The organism is Nonomuraea sp. 3N208 (assembly GCF_052245935.1).
Taxonomy (GTDB): domain Bacteria; phylum Actinomycetota; class Actinomycetes; order Streptosporangiales; family Streptosporangiaceae; genus Nonomuraea.
In genome coordinates, this window is record NZ_JBQQBR010000026.1 from 1 (window position 1) to 23,378 (window position 23,378).

The following is a 23,378-nucleotide window of genomic DNA, read 5'->3' on the forward strand; positions in this document are numbered from 1 at the left end:
GACGGCACGATCACCGCGATCGAAGGCAACACCGGCAACGGCAAGGTCGAGCAGCGCATCCGGCCCAAGTCCCACGTCGTGGGCTACGGCTACCCGCAGTACAAGGCCTGACCGGCCAGACGGCTTCCAGCCACATACGCAAAAGCAACGGGTGGTGCAGGACAAGCTCCTGCACCACCCGTCGCATGTGTGCATGCATATCGGAACGCGCAAGATCGGCGTTGTCATCGGCTCGTAAGATTCGGGCCCGCGGCCAAGGCCTATCCTCACGACGTGGACAGAATTCGTGTGACCGCTGTCATCGTGGCGGCCGGACTATTGATCGCCGGGTGCGGCGGGGCTGATGAGACGGTCCGCGGTGATGCGCCCGTGCCGGCGACGGTGGCGCCGGCCACCCCGGCTCCCGCGTCCACGGCGTCCAGTACGCCCCGTGAGTCCAGTGACGTGCGCGTTCCAGACGCCTTGAAGTTCACCGCCACCACACTCGGCGGGCAGACGTTCGACGGCGCGAGCCTGGCGGGCAAGCCGATCGTGTTCTGGTTCTGGGCGCCGTGGTGTCCCAAGTGCCAGTCGGAGGCGCCGGCCGTCAAGGCGGCCGCCGAGAAGTACGCCGACGTCTCCTTCGTAGGGGTCGCCGGTCTGGACACCGAGGCGGAGATGAAGGACTTCGTCCGGCGTACCGGGACCGGCGACCTCGTCCACCTGTCGGATGAGAAGGGCGCGGTGTGGACCCGGCTCGGGATCACCCAGCAGTCCACGTTCGTATTCATGAAACCGGACGGATCAACCGCGAAAGCCTCCGGCCCGCTCGGCTCCGATGAGCTCGATAGCCTTGTCGCCAAGCTGCTCGCCGCATGACGCCGCGCCGCGGCCGAGCCGGGGCGGGCCATGATCGGTGACGTGCCGTTGGCGCTGGCCCTGGCCGCGGGCCTGGTGGCGGCGTTCAATCCTTGCGGGTTCGCGCTGCTGCCGGCGTACCTGACCATGCTCGTGGCCGACGACGACACCCGCCCGGCGGGCGGCGTGCTGTCTCGGGGGCCGGTGGCGCGGGCTCTGCTGCTCGGGGCGGCCATGACCGCTGGTTTCGTCACGGTTTTCGGGGTGTTCGGGCTGGTGGTCACCCCGCTGGCGGTGTCGGTCGGCCGCTACCTGCCGTGGGTGACGATCCTGATCGGCCTCGCCCTGACCGGGCTCGGGCTGTGGCTGCTCAGTGGGCGGGAGCTGCTGATCCGCACGCCCCGGCTGGCCACCGGCCGTCCCATCGCCTCGCTGCCCTCGCTGTACGGATACGGCCTGAGCTACGCCGTGGCCTCGCTGTCGTGCACCATTGGGCCGTTCCTCGCGGTGACCTCCGCCTCGCTGGCCGCCGGCGGGATACTGGGCGGCCTGATGGTCTTCGTCGCCTACGGGCTCGGCATGGGGCTCGTGGTCTCCGCGCTGTCGCTGGCGGTGGCGCTGGCCCGGTCGGCCGTGGTCGCCCGTACCCGGGCCGTGCTGCCGTACGTGTCGCGCATCAGCGGCGGCCTGCTGGTCCCTGCCGGCCTGTACGTCGCCTACTACGGCTGGTACGAGCTACGCGTCTTCGCCGGCGCCCCGCCCCGCGACGCGATCGTCGACGCCGCGACCGCAGTGCAAGGCACCCTCGCGCGGTGGCTGGAATCCCTCGGCGTGGCCTGGGTCGCCGTCATACTCGCGGTGCTCGGCGCAGCCGCTCTGGCCGCTCGCCTGGCACGGCGCAAGGCGCACCGGTCCGAGGACTGACGCGTTCGCCGGCGCTGCTCAGCGCTGGTCGACCAGGACCTCGATGCTGTAGTCCTGGGCGCGATAGCAGTGGTCCCCGTGCTCCACCGCTCTGCCCCCGGCGTCGAAGGCGGTGCGTGTCATCGTCAGGACGGGCTCGGCGAGCTCGAGCTGGAGGTGGTGCCGCTCCGGCGCGGTCGGAGGGCGGGCTCCGATCGACTGGGCCGCGACGACGGGGCGCACCCCGCGTTCGCGCAACAGCGCGTAGAGGCCTGATTCCTGTAGATCCTCCCGGCTGATGTCGTAGTGCGCCGGGGGCAGCCAGTTGCGCATGATGGCCAGCGGCCGGTTGCCGGAGAACCGCAGCCGGACGATCGAGAGCAGGTCGGTATCGGCCGGCAGATCGAGCGCGGCGGCCACTTGCCCGTCACGCACCAGCTCGTGTTGCAGGACGCTCGTCGAGGGCCGCCCGCCGGCCCGGGCGAGGTCGTCGAAAAGGCTGGTGAGCTCGGCGCGCCGGTGCACCTTGGGGTTCGCCACCGTGGTGCCGATCCCGCGCCGGCGCAGCACGAGCCCGCGGTCGACCAGTTCTTGGATGGCCTGACGCACCGTCGGGCGTGCCAAGCTGAGCCGCTCGGCCAGGGCGAGCTCGTTCTCCAGCTGGTCACCGGGCTGGAGCCGCCCGCTGGCGATCGCCGTGCGGAGCTGCTCGGCGAGTTGGTGGTAGAGGGGCACGGGGGAGGAGCGATCGAGCGTCACGCCCACTTGGACTGCCACGAGGCGAGTGTACCTCTGTTCATGTATATGACGTTACGCAATGATGTCAGGACAAAGTCTTGACTCGATCAATGTTAACAAGGCAGGCTTCACCACATCGCCGATGGCCCGACCAGGCGCGGGGTACGGCGAGTGACGACCCAACGACGACGTGAATGGACAGGACGCGTATGCGCATCGGGCTCGCGGGAGTCGGAAGGATAGGCGCCTTCCACGCCAAGACTCTGGCCGCTCTCGACTATGTCGACGAGCTGGTCGTGACAGACGCCGACACCGGGGCCGCCGAGCGCGTCGCAGCCGAGCTCGGCCTCCAGGTGGCTCCGGACGCCGAGGCGCTGCTGGCCTCGGGCGTCGACGGATTCGTGATCGCCACCGCCACGCCGGGGCACGCGCCGCTGCTGCGCCAGGCCATCGCCGCCGGGGTGCCGGCCTTCTGCGAGAAACCCGTGGCCGCCACCTTGAAGGAGACCATCGAGCTGGCCGAGCTCGTCGCCGCGACCGGCGTGCCGGTGCACGTCGGCTTCCAGCGCCGGTTCGACGCCGGATACCGGCGTGCGCAGGCCGCGGTGGCCTCCGGCGAGCTCGGGTTCGTCCACACCATCCGGGCCGGCACCCACGACCAGGCCCCGCCGCACGCGGCCTACATCCCGACCTCCGGCGGCATCTTCCGCGACTGCAACGTGCACGACTTCGACATCCTGCGCTTCGTCAGCGGCCGCGAGGTGGCCACGGTCTACGCCACGGGCGGCAACAAGGGCGCGGACTTCTTCGCCGAGGCCGGCGACGTCGACACCGGCGGCGCCCTGCTGACCCTGGACGACGGCACGATCGTGCTGGTCTCCTCGACCCGCTATAACGGCGGCGGCCACGACGTGCGCATGGAGGTCCACGGCGAGAAAGGCACGATCGCCGTCGGCCTGGACCACTCGCTGGCGATGCGCTCGGCGGAGGAGGGCGTCGACTTCCCACGCGGCCCGCAGAAGTGGTCGTTCATGGAGCGCTTCCTGCCGGCGTACCAGGCCGAGCTCACCGCCTTCGCCGACGTCGCCCGCGGCGAGCGGCCCTCACCCTGCACCGTCCGCGACGCGCTCGAGGCCTTCCGCATCGCCGAGGCGTGCGAGCTGTCCAGGGCCGAGCGCAGGCCCGTCGCCCTGTCGGAGATCGAGGGGATCGACAAGCCATGACGACCACACCAGTGGCCGGCCGCATCGCCGGCGCACCCATCTCGTGGGGGGTCTGCGAGGTCCCCGGCTGGGGCCGCCAGCTGGAACCCGGCACCGTGCTGAGCCAGATGCGGGCCCTGGGCCTGGCCGCCACCGAGTTCGGTCCCGACGGCTTCCTGCCCGACGACCCGCAGACCAAGGCCGCGACCCTGGCCGGATACGACCTGAAGGCGGTCGGGCAGTTCGTCCCGGTCGTCCTGCACGATCCGGAGCACGACCCCCTTCCCGAGGTCGAGCGCGCGATGGAGGGCCTGGTCGCCGCCGGGGCGTCGACGGTCGTGCTGGCCGCCGCCACCGGCCAGGACGGCTACGACGACCGGCCGGTCCTCGACGAGCCCGGCTGGGCGACCCTGCTGGGCAACCTCGACCGCATCACCGAAGCCGCCGCCGCCCACGGCCTGGTGGCCACCCTCCACCCGCACGTCGGCACGATGGTCGAAAGCGGTGCGGAGACGGCTCGTGTGCTCGCCGGCAGCCGCGTCGGCCTGTGCCTGGACACCGGGCACCTGCTGATCGGCGGCGGCGACCCTGTCGCGATCGCTCGCGAGCACCCCGGGCGGATCGCCCACGTGCATCTCAAGGACGTCCGGCTCGACTGGGCGCGGCTCGTGCAGGTCGGCCAGGAGACCTACACCGCCGCCGTGGCCGGCGGCATGTACGTCCCGCTCGGCAAGGGCGACGTCGACATCGCGGCCATCGTCTCCGCCCTCGAGGGCCACGGCTACACCGGCTGGTACGTCCTGGAGCAGGACACCATCCTGGCCGAGGGCGACGCGGGCGCGGACCCGGCCGCGGACGTCCGGGCGAGCATCCAGCACCTGCTCGCCGTGGCGAGCGCGGTGGGCGCGTGATGACGGCGTACGACCTGGTGGCCATGGGCCGGTGCGGGGTGGACATCTACCCCCTCGACCACGGCGTCGGCCTGGAGGACGTGGAACGGTTCGCCAAGTTCCTGGGCGGCAGCGCGACCAACGTCGCGGTGGCCGCGGCCCGGCACGGCCGCCGGGCCACGATCATCACGCGGACCGGCCGCGACCCGTTCGGCCGCTACGTTCGCCGGGCCCTGCGCGACTTCGGCGTCGACGACTCCTTCGCCGGCGAGGTCGACGGCCCGCCGACGCCGGTGACGTTCTGCGAGATCTTCCCTCCCGACCACTTCCCGCTGTACTTCTACCGGTATCCGACCGCTCCCGACCTGCTGATCGAGCCGGACGAGGTCCCGGTGGAGGCCGTGCGCGAGGCGGGGGTCTTCTGGGCCACCGTCACGGGCCTGTCGCAGGAGCCGTCGCGCGCGGCGCACTTCGCCGCCTGGCAGGCCCGCGGCCGCCGCCGGCACACCGTGCTCGACCTCGACTATCGGCCCATGTTCTGGCCCGATCCCGGCGAGGCCGCCGCGCTGGTGGGCAAGGCGCTCCAGCACGTCACGGTGGCGGTCGGCAACCGGGAGGAGTGCGAGGTCGCGGTAGGCGAGACCGACCCGCAGCGGGCGGCGTCCGCCCTGCTGGAGCGGGGCGTGGAGCTCGCGATCGTGAAACAGGGCCCCAAGGGGGTGCTCGCGGCGACCGCGGACGAGCGCATCGAGGTGCCGCCATTCCCGGTGAACGTCGTCAACGGCCTCGGCGCAGGCGACGCCTTCGGCGGCGCTCTCGTCCACGGCCTGCTCAGCGGCTGGGACCTGACCCGCGTCCTGCGCTTCGCGAACGTGGCCGGCGCCATCGTCGCCGGCCGCCTCGAATGCTCCAGCGCCATGCCGTACGAGGCCGAAGTCCAGGCCCTGCTCGAAGAGGAGACGGGACGATGAGCCATATCTCCAGCCGGCCGGGCATCGCCGAGCTGACCGAGATCCGGGTACGCCAGCCGTGGCGGATCACCGAAGGATGGGCCGCCCGCAAGCGGCGCGACCTGGTGGGCGCGGACGGCAGGCTGCTGATCGTGGCGGCCGACCACCCGGCCCGCGGCGCGCTCGGCGTCCGTACCGACGGCCGGGCCATGGCCTCGCGCAGCAACCTGCTGGAACGCCTGGCGATCGCGCTGTCACGCCCCGGCGTGGACGGCGTGCTCGGCACCCCCGACATCCTGGACGACCTGCTGCTGATGGGGGCGCTGGAGGACAAGGTCGCGATCGGGTCGATGAACCGGGGCGGCCTGCAGGGCGCCGTCTTCGAACTGGACGACCGCTTCACCGCCTACACCGCGGACGAGATCGCCGCCTGCGGCCTGGAGGGTGGCAAGATGCTCACCCGCATCTGCAGGGAAGATCCCGGCACGGCCGCCACGCTGGAGGCGAGCGGCCAGGCGGTCACCGAGCTGGCGGGGCACGGCGTCATGGCGATGGTGGAGCCGTTCCTGTCGGTCCGGGGGGCGGACGGCCGGGTCCACAACCTGCTCGATCCCGACTCGACCATCACCTCCATCCACATCGCCGCCGGGCTGGGCGCCACCAGCCGGCACACCTGGCTGAAGCTGCCCGTGGTCGATGAGCTGGAACGGGTCATGGACGCCACGACGCTGCCGACCCTGCTGCTGGGCGGCGATCCCACCGGCCATCCGGACGAGACCTACGCCGCCTGGCGGCAGGCGCTGGACCTGCCCGCCGTGCGGGGGCTGGTCGTCGGGCGGGCGCTGCTGTTCCCGCCGGACGGCGACGTGGCCGCCGCGGTGGACATCGCCTCGGGGCTCGTCCATGGATGCGGATCATGAACGACAACGCACGCTGGGTCCTGCCGTTCGGCACGGCTCGCGAGGACGGCTTCGAGGTGTCGGTCACCGACGCCGTCCCCGGGTGGGCGCACACGAGCCTGCGCGTGGCCACGCTGGCGCCGTTCGCGCAGGTGGTGCTCGACACCGGGGACAGCGAGATGATCGTGGTGCCTCTGCAGGGTGGTGCGGACGTCACGGTGGTCGACCACGCCGGGCAGCATCACAAGGCCCGGCTCGCCGGACGGGATAGCGTGTTCGCCGGTCCCACCGACGTCGCCTACGTGCCGAGGGGCGCCGGCCTCACGATCAGCAACGGAGACCGTGAGAGCAAGATCGCCCTGTGCGGTGCTAAGGCGGCCGAGTCGCTGCCGTTCCGGTACGTGGCCGCGGCCGAGGTCCCCGTCGAGCTGCGCGGCGCCGGCACGGCCTCGCGCGAGGTACGCAACTTCGGGGTCCCGCAGGTGCTGGAGGCCGATTCGATCATCGCCTGCGAGGTGATCACGCCCGCGGGCAACTGGAGCTCCTATCCGCCGCACAAGCACGACGAGGAGCGCGAAGGCGTGGAGACCGAGCTCGAGGAGATCTACTACTTCGAGGTACGGGCCGAGCCAGGCGCCCCCGAAGGCGCGGACCCCGTCGGCTACCAGCGCGTCTACGGCACCGCCGAGCGTCCCATCGACGTGCTCGCCGAGGTCCGCACCGGCGACGTCGTCCTCGTGCCGCACGGCTGGCACGGTCCCGCCATGGCGCCGCCCGGCTACGACCTCTACTACCTCAACGTGATGGCCGGCCCCGGCGCCACCCGCGCCTGGCTGATCTGCGACGACCCCGCCCACGGCTGGGTCCGCCAGACGTGGGCCGGCCAGGCCATCGATCCCCGCCTGCCGATGGGAGGAACCCGATGAGTAGTGTCGCGGACTCGGCGAAACCAGGCCCTGTCGCGGACTCGGCGACGTCAGGCCCTGTCGCGGACTCGGCGACGTCAGGCCCTGTCGCGGACTCGGCGACGTCAGGCACCGTGCGCCTGACCGTGGGCCAGGCTGTCGTGCGTTTCCTGGCCGCTCAGTGGAGCGAGCGCGACGGGCGCCGCCAGAGGTTGTTCGCCGGCTGCTTCGGGATCTTCGGTCACGGCAACGTCGCCGGGCTCGGCCAGGCGCTGCTGCAGGACGAGGTCGCCGGCGGCCAGGACCGGCTGCCGTACGTGCTGGCCCGCAACGAGCAGGCGATGGTGCACACGGCCGTCGCCTACGCGCGCCACAAGGACCGCCTGCAGACCTGGGCCTGCACCGCCTCGGTCGGGCCCGGCTCGACCAACATGCTCACCGGGGCCGCGCTGGCCACCGTCAACCGCATCCCGGTGCTGCTGCTGCCCTCGGGCACCTTCGCGACCCGGGTGGCCGGGCCGGTGCTGCAGGAGCTGGAGGTGCCGTACGCCGCGGACGTCACCGTCAACGACGCCTTCCGCCCGCTGTCGCGCTTCTTCGACCGGGTCAACCGGCCAGAGCAGCTGCCCGCGGCACTGCTGGCCGCCATGCGCGTGCTGACCGACCCGGTCGAGACCGGTGCGGTGACGATCGCACTGCCGCAGGACGTGCAGGCCGAGGCGTACGACTGGCCGGTGGAGCTGTTCGAGCGGCGGATCTGGCGCGTGGGCAGGCCGCTGCCGGAGGCGGCCGACATCGCCGACGCCGCGGCGCTCATCTCCGCGGCCCGGCGGCCGTTCGTCGTGGCGGGCGGCGGTGTGCACTACTCCGGTGCCGAGGCGGCCCTGCGCGCGTTCTGCGAGGCGACCGGCATCCCGGCCGGCGAGAGCCAGGCCGGCAAGGGGTCGCTGCCGCACGGTCACCCGCAGGCGATGGGCGCCGTCGGCTCGACCGGCACCACGGCCGCCAACGCCCTGGCCAGGGAGGCCGACCTGGTGATCGGGATCGGCACCCGCTACGCCGACTTCACGACCGCCTCGCGCACCGCCTTCCAGCACCCGGACGTACGCTTCGTCAACATCAACGTCGCCCGCTTCGACACCGGCAAGCTCGCGGGGCTGCAGGTCGTGGCCGATGCCCGGGAGGCTCTGGCCGCGCTCACCGCGGCGCTGGACGGATACCAGGTGGAGCCGTCCTACCGCGAGCGCCAGGCCGCGCTGTGGAGCGAGTGGGACGCGCGCGTGGAGGCCGCGTACAACCCGCCGGCGGAGGTCGGCGATGCGCTGGCCGAGGGCGTGCTCACCCAGGGCACCGTGCTCGGCTGCGTCAACGAGCTGTCCGACCCGCGGGACGTGGTGGTGTGCGCGGCCGGGTCCATGCCGGGCGACCTGCACAAGCTGTGGCGGGTCCGCGACCGCAAGGCCTACCACGTCGAGTACGGCTACTCGTGCATGGGCTACGAGATCCCCGGCGGCATTGGCGTCCGGTTGGCCGACCCGGACCGGGACGTCTTCGTCATGGTGGGCGACGGCTCCTACCTGATGATGCCGACCGAGCTGGTCACCGCCGTCCAGGAGCACATCAAGATCATCGTCGTCCTGGTCCAGAACCACGGCTTCCACTCCATCGGCTCGCTGTCCGAAGCGCTCGGATCCCAGCGGTTCGGCACCAGCTACCGCTTCCGCGACCAGGCCTCCGGCCGGCTCGACGGGGACCGGCTGCCGATCGATCTGGCCGCCAACGCCCGGAGCCTCGGCGCCACCGTGATCGAGGTACGCGACCGCGAGGGCCTCGTCCAGGCCGTCAAGGACGCCAAGGCCGCGCCGGCGGACGGCGGCCCGGTCGTCATCCACGTGGAGACCGACCCGACGGTGCACGCCCCCGACAGCGAGTCCTGGTGGGACGTGCCGGTCAGCCAGGTCAGCGAGCTCGACTCCACTCGCCGTGCCTACGAGGAGTACACGGCGCACAAGGCCGCCCAGCGCCCGCACGTACGCGGCCTGCCCCACTGACGATCCCGCACTGGGGGGTGCGGGGACGAGGCCGCCTGCGCATACCGCGCCGCGGCGCATGACACCCGAATAGCACCGAACCACCCCCGATCCGTCCCTTCCAGGGAATGGATAACGAAAGGCAGACAACAGTGGCCCGTACATCAAGAATCGCCGTGCTGGTGACCAGCAGCGTGGCGGCACTCGCGTTGGCGGCGTGCAGTTCCAGCGGAGGCAAGCAGAGCACCGAAGCGGCGTCCGCGCCCGCCTCCACCGCCGGCACGCCGACGATGACGGTCGCTTTCATCACTCATGCGGCACCCGGAGACACCTTCTGGGACCTGGTGCGCAAAGGCGCCGAGGCCGCCGCCGCCAAGGACAACATCGAGCTGCAGTACCAGGCGGAACCGGACGGCGCCAATCAGGCCAACCTCGTCCAGTCGGCCATCGACAAGAAGGTCGACGGCATCGCGGTCACGCTGGCCAAGCCCGACGCGATGAAGGCCAACGTGGAGAAGGCGCTCAAGAGCGGCATCCCGGTCGTCGCGCTCAACGGCGGCATCGACCAGTGGAAGAGCATGGGCGTGCTGGAGTACTTCGGCCAGGACGAGAAGATCGCCGGAGAGGCGGCCGGCGCGCGGCTGAAGCAGGACGGCGCGAAGAAGGCGCTCTGCGTCATCCAGGAGCAGGGCCACGTCGGACTCGAAGCCCGGTGCGACGGCACGAAGTCGGCCTTCCCCGACACCGAGAAGATCTACGTCACCGGCACCGACATGCCCAGCGTGCAGGCGGCCATCACCTCCAAGCTCCAGCAGGACTCCAGCATCGACCGGGTGCTGACCCTCGGCGCGCCGATCGCGATGACCGCCGTCAAGTCCGTCAAGGACGCCAACAGCTCGGCCAAGGTCGTCACGTTCGACACCAACAAGGAGCTCGTGACCGCCATCAAGAACGGCCAGGTGGAGTGGGCGGTCGACCAGCAGCCCTTCCTGCAGGGCTACCTCGCGGTCGACAGCCTGTGGCTCTACAAGACGAACGGCAACGTCATCGGCGGTGGCCAGGCGACTCTGACCGGGCCGGCGTTCATCGACAAGACCAACGTCGCCGCGGTGGAGCAGTTCGCCGCGAGCGGCACGAGGTGACGTGACATGACTGCTGCGGCTACTGAGCCGGGCAGAGCGGAGGCGGCCCGGGACGACCGGGTCGCCGGCCGCTCGCTCGCGGCACGAATGCTGAGCCGGCCCGAAGTCGGCTCCCTCGTCGGCGCGATCGTGATCTTCGCGCTCTTCATGCTGGTGGCGGTGCCCTTCCGCAACGTCGCCAACATCGGCACGATCCTCTACGGCGCCTCCGCCATCGGCATCATGGCCGTCCCCGTGGCGCTCCTCATGATCGGCGGCGAGTTCGACCTGTCCGCGGGCGTCGCGGTGACCACCGCCGGGCTCTCCGCGTCGCTGTTCGCCTGGAACCTCGGCCTCAACGTCTGGGTGGGCGTCGTCCTCGCGCTCGCCCTGTCCATGGGCGTCGGCGCGTTCAACGGCTGGCTGTTGCTCAAAACCGGCCTGCCGAGCTTCCTCGTCACGCTCGGCACGTTCTTCGTCCTGCAGGGCGTCAACCTCGGCGTCACGCGGCTGCTGACCGGCAACGTCGCCACGGCGGACATCAGCGACATGGACGGCTTCGCCAGCGCGCAGGCGGTGTTCGGTTCCGAGATCGTGCTCGGCCCGGTCACCCTGAAGATCACCGTGCTGTACTGGGTCGTGCTGACCGTCGTCGCGGCCCACGTCCTGCTGCGCAGGCAGGTGGGCAACTGGATCTTCGCGGTCGGCGGTGACGCCGCGGCGGCCCGGGCGATCGGCGTCCCCGTACGGACGACGAAGATCGGCCTGTTCATGGCCGTGGGCTTCTGCGCCTGGCTGTCCGGCATGCACCTGCTGTTCCAGTTCAACACGGTCCAGTCGGGCGAGGGCGTCGGCAAGGAGTTCATCTTCATCATCGCCGCGGTGATCGGCGGCTGCCTGCTCACCGGCGGCTACGGGTCGGTGGTCGGCGCCTCGATCGGCGCGCTGATCTTCGGGATGACCCAGCTGGGCATCAACTACGCCGGGTGGAACCCCGACTGGTTCAAGGCGTTCCTCGGCGTGATGCTGCTGCTGGCGACCATCGTGAACGTGTACGTCAAGAGGAAGGCGGACCTTCGATGAGCGCTCCGATCCTCGAGCTCGACGACGTCGGCAAGAGCTACGGCAACGTCCACGCGCTGCGCGGGTGCAGCCTGCGGGTCCGCCAGGGCGAGGTCACCTGCGTGCTGGGCGACAACGGCGCGGGCAAGTCCACCCTCATCAAGATCATCGCTGGCCTGCACGACCACAGCGAAGGGGTCATGAAGCTGGACGGCGAGGCCGCCCGGTTCGCCTCCCCGCGCGAGGCCCAGTCCGGCGGGATCGCCACGGTGTACCAGGACCTCGCGCTCGCACCCTTGATGTCGGTGTGGCGGAACTTCTTCCTCGGCAACGAGATCCGCAACGGACTCCTGCGCGTCCTGGACATCGAGCGCATGAAGGAGATCTGCCACGACGAGCTGGCCAAGATGGGGGTGATCATTCCCGATCTGGACCGGCCGGTGGGGAGCCTGTCCGGCGGGCAGCGTCAGTGCATCGCCATCGCGCGGGCCATCTACTTCGGCGCCAGAGTGATCATCCTCGACGAGCCGACGGCTGCCCTCGGCGTCAAGCAGTCGGGCGTCGTCCTGAAGTACATCGTGAAAGCCCGCGACGCCGGCCTCGGCGTCATCTTCATCACGCACAACCCGCACCACGCCTACCTCGTCGGCAACCACTTCGTGATCCTCAAGCTGGGCCGGGTCGTGCTCGACGCACGCCGCGACGAGCTGACCCTGGAGCAGCTGACCGCGGAGATGGCCGGCGGCCAGGAGCTCAAGGAGCTCAGCCACGAACTGCGCGGTGCGGAGCCCGGCAAGGTCGCCGCGCCGGCCGCGGTGGAGCACGGGCAGGTGGAAGCGCCCAACCTCGGGCCCGGAGAGCGCGTGGCCGTCACAGATCCGGAAGGACCATGAGTACGTTGACCACCCGTATCACTCACCTCATCGGCGGCCACCCGTGGGAGGGCGCGGCCGAGCGCACCGGCGACGTACACAACCCCGCTACCGGCGCCGTCACCGGTCACGTCGACTTCGCCTCCGCTTCCCTCGTCGGCCAGGCCGTGGCGACGGCGCAGGCGGCCTGGCCCGGCTGGGCGGGCACGTCGCTCGCCAAGCGCTCCCAGGTGCTGTTCGCGTTCCGCGAGCTGCTGAACGCGCGCAAGCACGAGATCGCCGCGCTGATCACCGCCGAGCACGGCAAGGTGCTCGACGACGCGCTCGGCGAGGTCACGAGGGGACTCGAGGTCGCCGAGTTCGCCTGCGGCATCCCGCACCTGCTCAAGGGCGGGTTCAGTGAGAACGTCTCCACCCGGGTCGATGTGTACTCCATCCGGCAGCCGCTCGGCGTCGTCGCGGTGATCTCGCCGTTCAACTTCCCCGCCATGGTGCCGATGTGGTTCGTCCCGGTCGCCATCGCCTGCGGCAACGCGGTGATACTCAAGCCCAGCGAGAAGGACCCCTCGGCGGCCCTCGCCGTGGCCCGCCTGTGGAGCGAGGCCGGCCTGCCCGACGGGATCATGAACGTCGTGCACGGCGACAAGGAGGCCGTGGACGCGCTGCTGACCCATCCCGACGTGCGGGCCGTCTCCTTCGTCGGCTCCACCCCGATCGCCAGGTACGTCTACGAGACCGGCACCGCGCACGGCAAGCGGGTCCAGGCGCTCGGCGGCGCGAAGAACCACATGCTCGTCCTGCCGGACGCCGACCTCGACCTGGCCGCCGACGCCGCTGTCAACGCCGGCTTCGGCTCGGCGGGGGAGCGGTGCATGGCGATCTCGGCGCTCGTCGCGGTCGACACCATCGCCGACGAGCTCGTCAGCAAGATCACCGAGCGCATGGGCAAGCTGCGTACCGGCGACGGCACCCGCGGCTGCGACATGGGCCCACTGGTCACCGGCCAGCACCGCGACAAGGTGGCCGGTTACGTCGAGGCGGGAGCCGCGGAGGGGGCGGCTCTCGTCGTCGACGGACGGGACGGGGACTTCGACGGCGGCCAGGACGGCTTCTGGCTCGGCCCCACCCTGTTCGACCACGTCACGCCGGACATGTCCATCTACCGTGACGAAATCTTCGGCCCCGTGCTGTCGGTCATCCGGGTGCAGTCCTACGACGAGGGTCTGGACCTGATCAACGCCAACCCGTACGGCAACGGCACGGCCATCTTCACCAACGACGGCGGGGCGGCGCGGCGTTTCCAGAACGAGGTGGAGGTCGGCATGGTCGGCATCAACGTGCCGATCCCGGTGCCGGTGGCGTACTACTCCTTCGGCGGCTGGAAGAGCAGCCTGTTCGGCGACAGCCACGCCCATGGGACCGAGGGCGTGCACTTCTTCACCCGCGGCAAGGTCGTCACCTCCCGCTGGCTCGACCCGTCGCACGGCGGCCTCAACCTCGGCTTCCCGCAGAACGACTGACGGCCGGGCCGGTGCTCACGCGCCGCGGCGGTCGCTGCGGCGCGTGCTGACGACGCAGACGGTGCCGGTTACGAGCCGGGCCGGCGGCCGGCCGTGCGCCGTCGTTTCCCGGCGGGCGCGTCCAGTGCGGCGGGCCGGGGCGGGGCCGTGGTGCCGCGGGTCACCAGACGCGGGGCGACGACGATGTCTTTCCCGGATGCCGGCTCGCCCTCCAGCCGGGCGATGGCCCGGCCCACCGCCAGGCTCGCCAGCCGCGGAATGTCCTGTGCGACGGTGGTGAGGTCGATGTGAGCAAGCCGGGCCAGGTGGCTGTTGTCGAATCCGACGACGGAGACCTCATCGGGGACGGCCACGCGGGCACGCAGGAACGTGTCGAGCACGCCCGTGGCGCAGCGGTCGTTGAAGGCGAGCACAGCGGTGGGGAGCGGACCACCGTTGAGCAGAACGCGGGCGGCCGCGGCGCCGTCCTCCTCGGTCAGCCCGCCGCCCAGGATCCGGACCTGGCCGAAGAGACCGTGACGGCTCATGGCGGTGCGATAGCCGCGCCGCCTGTCGGCGGCGCCCGGCGCTCTGCCGCCGTCGATGTGGGCGATGTCCCGGTGGCCGAGTGACACCAGGTGGTCGACGGCCTGGCGGGCCCCGTCGTCGTCGGCGGTCCTTACGACGTCCACGCCCGCGGACGCCCGCCCCAGCCGGCGGGCCACGGAGACGACCGGCAGCCGGGCCGCGAGCTCCTCCAGCTGCGCGGCGGGGGCCTGCGGGCCGAGCAGGATCAGGGCTTCACAGCGATCGGCGAGCAGCGTCTCCACGGCGTGCCGCTCGCCGCGACTGGGCGCGACCGCGCTCAGCGCGACCAGGTAGCAGGCGGCCTCGGCCGCCGCGTAGACGCCCTCCACCAGGTCGGCGTGGAACGGCTGCTGGAGCCCGAACTGCACGCCGAGCAGGCGCGAGCGGCTGCTGCGCAGCAATCGCGCCCGGGCGTCGGGCCGGTAACCGATCTCCTTCGCCGCCTGCAGCACACGCTCGCGCGTGCTCGCGCTGGCGCCCTTGGCCCCGCGCATGACGATGGAGACCAGCGCGGTGGACACCCCCGCCCGCGCCGCGACGTCGGCCAGGGTTGACCGCTTCCCCTCCGAGCCCACTGCCACGCCGCACTCCTCGAGATGATCGCAGACTGTACATCACACGATACTGCAACGTTCTAGTCATGCGCATCGTGAGGTCTTGACACAGGTCCATCTCGGCTGGCGTACTACTGAGGGACTATAACGTTCTAGACGAGTGAGTGGCGATGTACGCATTGGCGGTCTGCGCCGAGATGGTCTTCCCCGACCTGCCGATTCACGAGCGGGCGCGGCGGATCCACGACGCCGGATTCCAGGTCGAGATCTGGGACTGGAGCCGGCACGACCTGACGGCCCTGGAGCGCACCCGGGCCGTCTTCTCCTCGATGACCGGCTACCTCCGCGGCAGCCTGACGGACGAGGACGGGGCTGCAGAGCTGCTCCGCACCGCCGCGGAGTCGGTCAAGGTGGCCGAGCGGCTGGGCTGCCCCAGGCTCAACCTGCACGGCACGGGCCTCGACGACCAGGGCCTGCCCGTGGTGCCGGTGACCGGCGAGCCCACCGGCCCGATGTGGATCGCCGCGCACCGCACGCTCACCCGGCTCGCCGAACTGGGCGAGCAGGCCGGCGTGGTCTTCACCCTGGAAAACCTCAACACCGCCGTCGATCACCCCGGGGTGCCGTTCGCCACGGCCGCCGACACCCTCGCCTTGGTCGCGGCCGTGGACAGGCAGGGGCTGCGGATGAACCTCGACCTGTACCACGCGCAGATCGGCGAGGGAAACCTGATCGAGCTGGTCCGCCGGGCCCACGCCCTGGGCCTGATCGGCGAGATCCAGGTGGCCGACGTGCCCGGCCGCCGCGAGCCCGGAACCGGGGAGATCAACTACCCGGCCGTTGCCCGTACCCTCGCCGACCTCGGCTACGACGGCACGGTGGCGATGGAGGCATGGGCCTCCCGCGACAGCGAGCTCGCTCTGGAGCGTTTCCGCTCCGCCTTCACCCTCTGACACGACGTACGTACGGAGAACGCGACATGACCACCCCGCGACACCTCGCCGTCGGCCTCGTCGGCACCGGACGGATGGGCGCCTTCCACGCCGAGACCCTCGCTCACCGCCTTCCCGGCGTTCATCTTGCCGCCCTGGCCGACCCCGCCCCCGGCGCCGCGCAGCGCCTCGCGGACAGGCTCGGCTGCCCCATGGCGACGACCGACGTCGACGAGTTGCTCGCCGACCCGCGGATCGACGCCGTGGTGATCGTCACCCCGGCACGCACCCACGCCGGCCTCGTCGAGGCGGCGGCCCGGATGGGCAAGGCCGTCTACTGCGAGAAGCCCATGGCCGTCGCCCTCGCCGAGGCCGACCGGGCCATCACCGCCGCCGACAAGGCGGGCGTGCCTGTCCAGGTGGGCTTCAACCGGCGTTACGACGCGGGTTTCCGCGCCGCCCACGACAAGATCGTCGCCGGTGCCCTAGGCACCCCTCAACTGCTGCGCTCCCTCACCCGCGACCCGGAACTCGCCGACCCGGCTCGCGTACCGCCGTGGACGATCTTCCTGGAGACCCTCATCCACGACTTCGACGCCCTGCGTTACCTCAACCCCGGCGCGGAGGCGGTCGAGGTCTTCGCGATGGCCGACGCCCTGGTCCGCCCCGACTTCAAGGAACGCGGCCTGCTCGACACCGCCGTGGTCACCATCCGCTTCGACAACGGCGCCATCGCCACGGCCGAGGCCAGCTTCCAGGCCGTCTACGGCTACGACGTACGCGGCGAAGTCTTCGGGTCGGCCGGCATGCTCACCATGGGCGACCTCCACAGGACCCACCTCACCGCGTACGGCCCGGACGGCGCGGCCACCGAATGCGTCACCTACGACCAGGACCTCTTCCACGACGCCTACGTGGCCGAACTCGCCGATTTCGCCGAGTGCGTCCGCACGGGACGCGCCCCCGCGGTCACCGGCCAGGACGCCCGCGCCGCCCTGGCCATCGCTCTTGCCGCCATCGAGTCGGTCACCATTGGCCGCCCGGTCCGCGTCGGTGAGCCGGAACGCCGGTGAGCCACGGCCTCAGCCGGAGATCCGGGAAGCCCGCCGTCCATGGCGGATGGAGTAGCGGACTTCACGGCCGTCCCACAGCCGGGCCTCGACGAGCCCGGCTTGGTTCGGCGACCGCCGCCGGGAGCCACTCGTCATCGGGGTTCATCGCCGCACTGATGCCCGCTCCTTCGCGGAAGCGTACGCCACCAGGTCGGCGAGGTGCTTGCTCCAGCCGTGGATGTGCTCCTGGGCGTAGGTGACCTTCTGCTCCTCGGTCCAGTCGATCTCGCTGAGGCCGCACTCGGTGACCCGCACCCGGGTGCTCTCGCCCTCTGGTGTGAGCGTGAACTCCACCAGGACGGAGTTGCCCTCGCGTGGCTGAGCACCGTCCGGGTAGGCCCAGCGGAAGGAGAACAGGCGGGGCGCCTCAACGGCCACCACGGTGATCTCGACGGTGACCGGCGCGGTGATTTCCTTGGCTGCCCGGTCGGCCCAGGTGAGCGTGCCCTTGCCGCCCTCGCGTACGTCGATGTCCGCGGCGTTGGTGAACCAGCTGCTGATCTGGTCGGGCTCGGTCACCACGCCCCAGACCACCTCGACCGGCGCCTCGATCAGGATTTCTCGTTCGATGCTCGGAATCATGGTGATTCTCCCGTCTCATGTGCAACCGTTGGTTGCGCGCTCATGCTAGCGGGCACCTCTCGAACGCGCAACCGCTGGTTGCATTTCATGGTGACGGGCGGTCGGGCACCCTCTTTCTGTCCTGGCCGACCCCCGTCACGGCCGTGGTGGCGCGGTGGTGCCGCGGACGACGAGTCGGGCGTCGAGGATGAGCTCGCGGGAGGGGAGGCGCCGGTCGTCCAGGCGTTCCACCGCCGAGCGCACCGCGAGCGTGGCCATCTGCTCGGCGTCCTGACGCACGGTGGTGAGGTTGATGTGGGACAGGTGCGCTATGTGGCTGTCGTCGTACCCGACCACTGAGATGTCCTTCGGGATGACGACCCCCGCCCGGCTGAGCACGTGCATGAGCCCCATGGCGCACCGGTCGTTGCCGGCGAGCACGGCGGTCGGCAACCGGTCGTCGCGGAGCAAGGTCTCGCCGGCCGTCTCGCCGGACTCCTCGGTGTGATCTCCGGGGACGACCCGGATCTCTTCCTGCAGTCCGTGATCGCGCATGGCGGCGCGGTACGTGCGGCGGCGTTCGGCGGAGCCGGGCCCGTCGCCGCCGTCGATGTGCACGATGGCGCGGTGGCCGAGGCCCACCAGATGGTCCACGGCCTGTCGCATGCCCTTGTTCTCCGCGGTGTGGACGGTGTCGACGCCGTTCGCCGGGACGCGGCGTCCCACCACCACGGTGGGGGTGTGCGCGCCCAGCTCGGCGAGGTAGTCGGTCCCCGCGTTCGGTCCGAGCAGGATCAGCGCCTCGCAGCGGTGACCCAGCAGGGCCTCCACGACTTTCCGTTCGTCCCGCGTGGGGCCGAGCGCGCTGAGCAGGACCTCGTAGCCGAGCCGCTCGGCCTCGGCGTAGATCGCCTCGACGAGGTCGGCGTGGAAGGCGTTCCGGATGTTGATCATCACGCCGAGGACCATGCTCCGGTTACGGGCGAGCAGCCGCGCCGCGTTGTCCGGACGGTAGCCGAGCTCGTCGGCCGCGCGAAGGACCCGGTCGCGAGTCTCCTGGCTCGCTCCCGGCTCGTTGCGGAACACGAGCGAGACCAGCGCCCGTGACACGCCTACCCGTGCGGCGACATCCGCCATCGTGGGACGCTTGGCCCGCGCCGATGCTCTCGTCTTCGACGGCTCGGATTCCGGGGCCTGCTCCAACATCAACCCTTTCCTGATGTGCGCAGCTCGTCGCAAGCTGTTGACATCCGGTGTGACCGCGCTCATAGTAACAGGAACTAGAGCGCGCTAGTAGAGCGTGCTCTGCTCGGAGAGTCGGACGAACGCATGGAGCATCACAGGTCGCTCATGCCCGCCGCTCGCCGTGCTCGCGCCGGACCGTTCGATGGGCAAGGTGGCTCACCTCGAGGCGATGGCGACGAGCGGCCCGGCCGCGGGGTCGCACTACGCAGCCGCCTCCTGGATCGCCGGAGGCTGTGCGCTTCCGTGTAGCGAACTGCGCCACCTTGCGCGCCGGATGCTGGAGTAATACCGCAGGTCGGTGCCATGTAGAGGCGGTCGCGTCCTGCCCTCCTGGCGAGAATTTGTAAAGACAAAAGAATGTCAAGACACCCTATTGACAAGGTGCTTCATGTGCCGGTTACATCGGGGAATCGCAGCCGACACAAGCTGTTGGCTGACGCCTTAAGGGGCCGCTGTGAGTCCCAGCACCGCCCCTGCAACCTCTCGATGTCCCCCTGATCCACAAGGCCGTGGCCGCCCCCCGGGAGAGGTAGAACCAAAGTGCCGTACTCCATTCGTAGACCCCGTCGTCGGCATATCTTCAACTTGCGCGCTCTAGTAACCGCACCCCTTCTCGTGCTCGCCCTCGTCGGCTGCTCGAATGCCTCGAACAGTGCCGGCGCCGGTTCGAGCGCACTGTCCACGGAGCCCGCCGCGGCCGCCTCGGGGGCGGGGCTGCAGTCCGGGCTCGGCGGCAGGGCCCAGAACCGCAAGATCACGTTCCTGCTCTCCCAGGATCCCGGCGACTCCTTCTGGGGCACCATCTCGCAGGGCGCCAAGGACGCGGCCGAGCTGTTCAAGGTCGAGCTGAACCTGCAGACCAGCCAGGGCGACCCAGGGAAGTACAACGACCTGATCGGCAGCGCCGTCGCGGACAAGCCCGCCGCTGTCGCCGTGGTGATCGACGACCCGAAGCGCTACACCGAGAACGTCTGCGCCGCCTCCAAGGCCGGCATCGCGGTGCTCGCGTACAACATCACGCAGGAAGGCGACGTCGCCAAGTGCACCTCGGGCTTCGTCGGCCAGAACTTCGAAGAGGCGGGCTTCCTGCTCGGCCAGCGGCTGATCGCCGAAGCGAAGCTGCCGCAGGGCGCCAAGGTGTTCACCCCGGTCGAGTTCCCCGACCAGGTGTACGCCATCCAGCGCAATGCAGGGGTCCAGAAGGCCCTCGACGCCATCGGCGCGAAGACCGAGATGGTCGCGACCGGCATCGACGACGCGGGCGCGCTGGACAAGATGAGCCAGTATCTGCTGGGTCACAAGGACATCGCGGCGATCGTCCCGCTCGGTGGCACCCCGCACCGCAACATCGCGGCCGCCATGTCGGACGTCGGCGTCAAGGTGCCGGTGGTCGGCTTCGACCTGTCCAAGCCGGTCATCGACGGCATCAAGGACGGGAGCATCATCGCCGCCGCCGACCAGCAGCCGTACATCCAGGGCTTTCAGACCGTGGCCCAACTGGCGCTGAAGCTCGACTTCGGCCTCAGCCCCGCGACGATCAACTCCGGCGGCGGCGGTCTGGTGGACAAGTCCAACGTCGCGATCGTCGAGCAACTGGCAGGCACGATCCGCTGACCCGACCGGACCGGGGCGGGCCCGAACGGGCCACCGGGCCTGCCCCCACCGGTCGCCTACCGCGACGGACATGGAGAGCCAAGCAGCCATGAGCAACACGACCAGCGGCGGAGCGCCGTCGCCGACCATGGAGGATCAGCCCACGGTGGCGGTCCCCACCCGGAGAGTCCGTACTGAGCCGTTCGGCGGGTGGCTTCGGCTGGTACGCGGCCGCGGCGCGCTCGAGATCGGCATCATCTTCGTGCTGGTGCAGATCGGGTGCGTCGTCGCCTACCTGGTGGCGCCGGACAGCTTCCCCTACCTGTCAGAAGCCAACTTCAACGTCCTGAGCCAGTCGATCCCGGTCCTGGCGATCCTGGCGATCGGCGCGGGCGTGCTGATGATCGCGGGCGAGTTCGACCTGTCTCTGGGGATGAACTACACCTTCTGCGCGCTGGTGTTCATCCACTGGTACTCCAGCGGGAACATCATCGGCGCGTTCATCGTGACCTTCGCCATGGGCATCGGCATCGCACTGCTCAACGGCGTGATCGTGACCAGGTTCAAGATCCCGTCGTTCATCGTCACGCTCGGCATGATGTTGTTCTGGGACGGCGCCGCGCTGTTCTACAACGGCACCTCGGCCGCGCGCATGCAGCGCGGCGAGACCCTGCAGACCGTCTTCGCCGGGCAGATCGGCCCCTTCCGCGGTCAGGTCGTGTGGCTGGTCCTGGTCGCGGTGTTCTTCTGGGTGCTCATGCACCGCCACAAGCTCGGCAACCACATCTTCGCCGTGGGCGGCAACGAGTCCGCGGCCCGGGCGATCTCCATCAACCCGACTCGCGTCAAGCTGCTCGCCTTCGGCATCCTCGGGCTGTGCGTGGCACTCGCCGCGATCCTCGTCGCCGTGCGGACACAGTCCGTCCAGCCCGGCACCGGCCGCGGCATGGAGCTGCAGGCCATTGCCGCGGCCGTGGTCGGCGGCGTGTCGCTGCGCGGTGGCAAAGGGAGCGTGCTCGGCATGGTGCTCGGCGCGGCGCTCATCCTCGTGCTGCAGGACATCCTGCTGCTCTCCGGAGCCCCCGGCTTCTACCTCAACCTCTTCATCGGCGTGATCATCGTCTTCGCCGCCGTCTTCAACCGCCTCATCGAAGGGAAAGCCGAATGAGCTCGAACGGCCCCGAGCCGGACGGCGAGGTCCTCCTGGAGCTGTCGGGCATCACCAAGCGCTACGGGCCCAACGTCTGCCTGAACGACGTCGGCTTCGAGATCCACAAGGGCGAGGTGGTCGGCCTGCTCGGCGACAACGGCGCAGGCAAGTCCACCCTGGTCAAGATCATGTCGGGGGTCGTCCGGGCGGACGCGGGCGAGTACGCGTGGCGAGGCGAGAAGCTGACCGCGCCGAGCCGCCAGGACACCGAGCGGCTCGGCATCGAGACGATCTTCCAGGACTCGGCACTGGTCCCGTCGCTCACCATCACCCGCAACATCTTCATGGGCCGCGAGCTCACCAACCGGCTGGGCCTGCTGAAGCTGCGTGCGATGGATCGCATCGCCGGCGACATCCTCGACAGCGTCGTGACGATCGAGGGAATCAAGAGCCCCCGGCAGCTCGTGAGCTCGCTCTCGGGCGGTCAGCAGCAGGCGGTGGCGATCGCCCGCGCCGTGCACTTCAAACGCAGCCTGCTCATTCTCGACGAGCCCACCAGTGCCTTGGCCGTGCGGGCCACCGAGGCCCTGCTGGCCTACCTCACCCGGCTCAAGGGCGAGGGGGTCAGCTCTGTGCTGGTCACGCACAACCTGCACCACGCGTACGAGGTGTGCGACCGGCACATCGTGATGAACCACGGGCGCAAGATCCTCGACACCACGCGCGAGCAGACCTCCGTCAAGGAGCTCACCGCCGCCGTGGTCGAAGGCGAGACCGGGCTGCGGCGCCACCGCGAATCCCTGATCACCGAAAGGAATTGACGTTGCCGAACACCGGCTCCCTGCCCCGCATCCGGCTGGGCACGGCCCCCGACTCCTGGGGCGTGTGGTTCCCCGACGACCCGAACCAGGTGCCCTGGGACCGCTTCCTCGACGAGGTCGCCGCGGCCGGCTACCAATGGATCGAGCTCGGCCCGTACGGCTACCTGCCCACCGACCCCGAGCAACTGCGTGACGAGCTCGGCCGGCGCGGGCTCCAGCTGTCCGGCGGTGCGGTGTTCTCCGGCCTGCACCGCGGCAGGGAGGCACTGAAGGTGGCCGTCGAGGAGTGCCGCGCGGAGGCCGAGCTGCTGGCCGCGCTCGGCGCGAAGTACCTGGTCTCGCTGCCCGAGGGGTACACCGACCTCGACGGGAACCTCACCCAGCCGGTGGACCTGACCCCCGAGCAGTGGCAGGACCTCACCACCGGGATGTCCGAGCTGGCCCGCGTCCTCCACGAGGAGTCCGGCGTCCAGCTGGTCTTCCACCCCCACGCCGACAGCCACGTCGACACCCAGGAACGCGTGCTGCGGTTCCTGGAGGACACCGACCCTGAGGTCGTCTCGCTGTGCCTCGACACCGGTCACATCTCCTACTGCGGCGGCGACAACATCGAGATCATCCGGGCGTTCCCCGAGCGCATCGGATACGTGCATCTCAAGCAGGTGGACCCCGAGATCGTCCGGCAGGTCCGCGAGGAGAACCTGTGCTTCGCCGAGGCCGTACGGCGCGGCGCCATGATCGAGCCGCCCACCGGCATCCCGGCCATGGAGCCGTTGCTGGCCGAGCTCGGCCGGCTGGACGCCGACCTGTTCGCGATCGTCGAGCAGGACCTCTACCCGTGCTCGCCGGACACCCCGCTGCCCATCGCCACCCGTACCCGCACGTACCTCAACGGCTGCGGCCTGCGTCCCTGA

General features: G+C 70.5%; 22 protein-coding genes. 18 read left to right on the forward strand and 4 right to left on the reverse strand.

What is annotated here, in order from left to right:
* Window positions 1-273: 273 nt before the first annotated feature.
* Together ACTWPT_RS34380 and ACTWPT_RS34385 are read left to right on the forward strand one after the other, a co-directional pair.
* Window positions 274-858: a redoxin domain-containing protein gene (locus ACTWPT_RS34380; RefSeq protein ID WP_443181670.1), complete on the forward strand. Its 585-nt coding sequence runs from the start codon at window positions 274-276 to the stop codon at window positions 856-858.
* A 42-nt stretch (window positions 859-900) separates the two neighbouring features.
* Complete coding sequence (locus tag ACTWPT_RS34385) at window positions 901-1,761, forward strand: cytochrome c biogenesis CcdA family protein (protein ID WP_443181671.1); 861 nt, start codon at window positions 901-903, stop codon at window positions 1,759-1,761.
* An 18-nt stretch (window positions 1,762-1,779) separates the two neighbouring features.
* On the opposite strand, the gene ACTWPT_RS34390 is transcribed toward ACTWPT_RS34385, so the two are convergent.
* Window positions 1,780-2,517, reverse strand: coding sequence for a GntR family transcriptional regulator (locus tag ACTWPT_RS34390; RefSeq protein ID WP_443181672.1), 738 nt, complete (start codon window positions 2,515-2,517; stop codon window positions 1,780-1,782).
* Window positions 2,518-2,672: 155 nt separating this feature from the next.
* Here ACTWPT_RS34390 and ACTWPT_RS34395 point away from each other — a divergent pair, with 155 nt between their 5' ends.
* The 10 genes from ACTWPT_RS34395 to ACTWPT_RS34440 all read left to right on the forward strand — a co-directional run bounded on the left by ACTWPT_RS34395 (window position 2,673) and on the right by ACTWPT_RS34440 (window position 13,929).
* Window positions 2,673-3,701: a Gfo/Idh/MocA family protein gene (locus ACTWPT_RS34395; RefSeq protein ID WP_443181673.1), complete on the forward strand. Its 1,029-nt coding sequence runs from the start codon at window positions 2,673-2,675 to the stop codon at window positions 3,699-3,701.
* Window positions 3,698-4,591, forward strand: coding sequence for a TIM barrel protein (locus ACTWPT_RS34400; protein ID WP_443181674.1), 894 nt, complete (start codon window positions 3,698-3,700; stop codon window positions 4,589-4,591). The genes ACTWPT_RS34395 and ACTWPT_RS34400 overlap by 4 nt, the downstream gene beginning before the upstream one ends.
* Window positions 4,591-5,541 carry a 5-dehydro-2-deoxygluconokinase gene (gene iolC, locus ACTWPT_RS34405; RefSeq protein WP_443181675.1) on the forward strand — a complete coding sequence of 317 codons (951 nt, stop codon included), beginning with the start codon at window positions 4,591-4,593 and terminating at the stop codon, window positions 5,539-5,541. The genes ACTWPT_RS34400 and iolC overlap by 1 nt, the downstream gene beginning before the upstream one ends.
* The gene (locus tag ACTWPT_RS34410) at window positions 5,538-6,440 is read left to right on the forward strand and encodes a class I fructose-bisphosphate aldolase (RefSeq protein WP_443181676.1); all 903 of its coding nucleotides are present in this window, start codon (window positions 5,538-5,540) and stop codon (window positions 6,438-6,440) included. Before iolC ends, ACTWPT_RS34410 begins: the two co-directional genes overlap by 4 nt.
* On the forward strand, window positions 6,437-7,345 hold the full coding sequence (gene iolB, locus ACTWPT_RS34415; protein WP_443181677.1) for a 5-deoxy-glucuronate isomerase: 909 nt from the start codon (window positions 6,437-6,439) through the stop codon (window positions 7,343-7,345). Before ACTWPT_RS34410 ends, iolB begins: the two co-directional genes overlap by 4 nt.
* Window positions 7,342-9,375 (forward strand): 3D-(3,5/4)-trihydroxycyclohexane-1,2-dione acylhydrolase (decyclizing), encoded by a 2,034-nt coding sequence (gene iolD / locus ACTWPT_RS34420; protein WP_443181678.1) that lies wholly within the window; start codon window positions 7,342-7,344, stop codon window positions 9,373-9,375. Before iolB ends, iolD begins: the two co-directional genes overlap by 4 nt.
* A 131-nt stretch (window positions 9,376-9,506) precedes the next feature.
* Window positions 9,507-10,496, forward strand: coding sequence for a sugar ABC transporter substrate-binding protein (locus ACTWPT_RS34425; RefSeq protein ID WP_443181679.1), 990 nt, complete (start codon window positions 9,507-9,509; stop codon window positions 10,494-10,496).
* Between the two features lie 6 nt (window positions 10,497-10,502).
* Complete coding sequence (locus tag ACTWPT_RS34430) at window positions 10,503-11,558, forward strand: ABC transporter permease (RefSeq protein ID WP_443181680.1); 1,056 nt, start codon at window positions 10,503-10,505, stop codon at window positions 11,556-11,558.
* On the forward strand, window positions 11,555-12,430 hold the full coding sequence (locus ACTWPT_RS34435) for an ATP-binding cassette domain-containing protein (protein ID WP_443181681.1): 876 nt from the start codon (window positions 11,555-11,557) through the stop codon (window positions 12,428-12,430). The genes ACTWPT_RS34430 and ACTWPT_RS34435 overlap by 4 nt, the downstream gene beginning before the upstream one ends.
* 5 nt (window positions 12,431-12,435) lie before the next feature.
* Window positions 12,436-13,929 (forward strand): CoA-acylating methylmalonate-semialdehyde dehydrogenase, encoded by a 1,494-nt coding sequence (locus ACTWPT_RS34440; RefSeq protein ID WP_443181682.1) that lies wholly within the window; start codon window positions 12,436-12,438, stop codon window positions 13,927-13,929.
* Between the two features lie 68 nt (window positions 13,930-13,997).
* Here ACTWPT_RS34440 and ACTWPT_RS34445 read toward each other — a convergent pair whose 3' ends face one another.
* A complete protein-coding gene (locus ACTWPT_RS34445; RefSeq protein ID WP_443181683.1) occupies window positions 13,998-15,077 on the reverse strand; it encodes a LacI family DNA-binding transcriptional regulator in 1,080 nt (359 codons plus the stop codon).
* A 143-nt stretch (window positions 15,078-15,220) separates the two neighbouring features.
* Between ACTWPT_RS34445 and ACTWPT_RS34450 the strand changes: the two genes are divergently transcribed.
* Together ACTWPT_RS34450 and ACTWPT_RS34455 are read left to right on the forward strand one after the other, a co-directional pair.
* Entirely contained in the window at window positions 15,221-16,003 is a 783-nt protein-coding gene (locus tag ACTWPT_RS34450; RefSeq protein ID WP_443181684.1) for a TIM barrel protein, read from the forward strand.
* 26 nt (window positions 16,004-16,029) lie between these two features.
* A complete protein-coding gene (locus tag ACTWPT_RS34455; RefSeq protein WP_443181685.1) occupies window positions 16,030-17,055 on the forward strand; it encodes a Gfo/Idh/MocA family oxidoreductase in 1,026 nt (341 codons plus the stop codon).
* Window positions 17,056-17,196: 141 nt separating this feature from the next.
* Here the strand turns inward: ACTWPT_RS34455 and ACTWPT_RS34460 are convergent, their stop codons facing one another.
* Window positions 17,197-17,676, reverse strand: a complete 480-nt coding sequence (locus tag ACTWPT_RS34460) for an SRPBCC domain-containing protein (protein ID WP_443181686.1) — start codon at window positions 17,674-17,676, stop codon at window positions 17,197-17,199.
* 135 nt (window positions 17,677-17,811) lie between these two features.
* On the reverse strand, window positions 17,812-18,861 hold the full coding sequence (locus ACTWPT_RS34465; protein WP_443181687.1) for a LacI family DNA-binding transcriptional regulator: 1,050 nt from the start codon (window positions 18,859-18,861) through the stop codon (window positions 17,812-17,814).
* 624 nt (window positions 18,862-19,485) lie between these two features.
* Between ACTWPT_RS34465 and ACTWPT_RS34470 the strand changes: the two genes are divergently transcribed.
* From ACTWPT_RS34470 to ACTWPT_RS34485, 4 genes are all read left to right on the forward strand, one after another.
* Window positions 19,486-20,514, forward strand: a complete 1,029-nt coding sequence (locus ACTWPT_RS34470) for a substrate-binding domain-containing protein (RefSeq protein WP_443181688.1) — start codon at window positions 19,486-19,488, stop codon at window positions 20,512-20,514.
* Window positions 20,515-20,602: 88 nt separating this feature from the next.
* Complete coding sequence (locus ACTWPT_RS34475; RefSeq protein ID WP_443181689.1) at window positions 20,603-21,661, forward strand: ABC transporter permease; 1,059 nt, start codon at window positions 20,603-20,605, stop codon at window positions 21,659-21,661.
* Window positions 21,658-22,464, forward strand: a complete 807-nt coding sequence (locus tag ACTWPT_RS34480) for an ATP-binding cassette domain-containing protein (RefSeq protein WP_443181690.1) — start codon at window positions 21,658-21,660, stop codon at window positions 22,462-22,464. The genes ACTWPT_RS34475 and ACTWPT_RS34480 overlap by 4 nt, the downstream gene beginning before the upstream one ends.
* Window positions 22,465-22,466: 2 nt before the next feature.
* Window positions 22,467-23,378: a TIM barrel protein gene (locus ACTWPT_RS34485; RefSeq protein WP_443181691.1), complete on the forward strand. Its 912-nt coding sequence runs from the start codon at window positions 22,467-22,469 to the stop codon at window positions 23,376-23,378.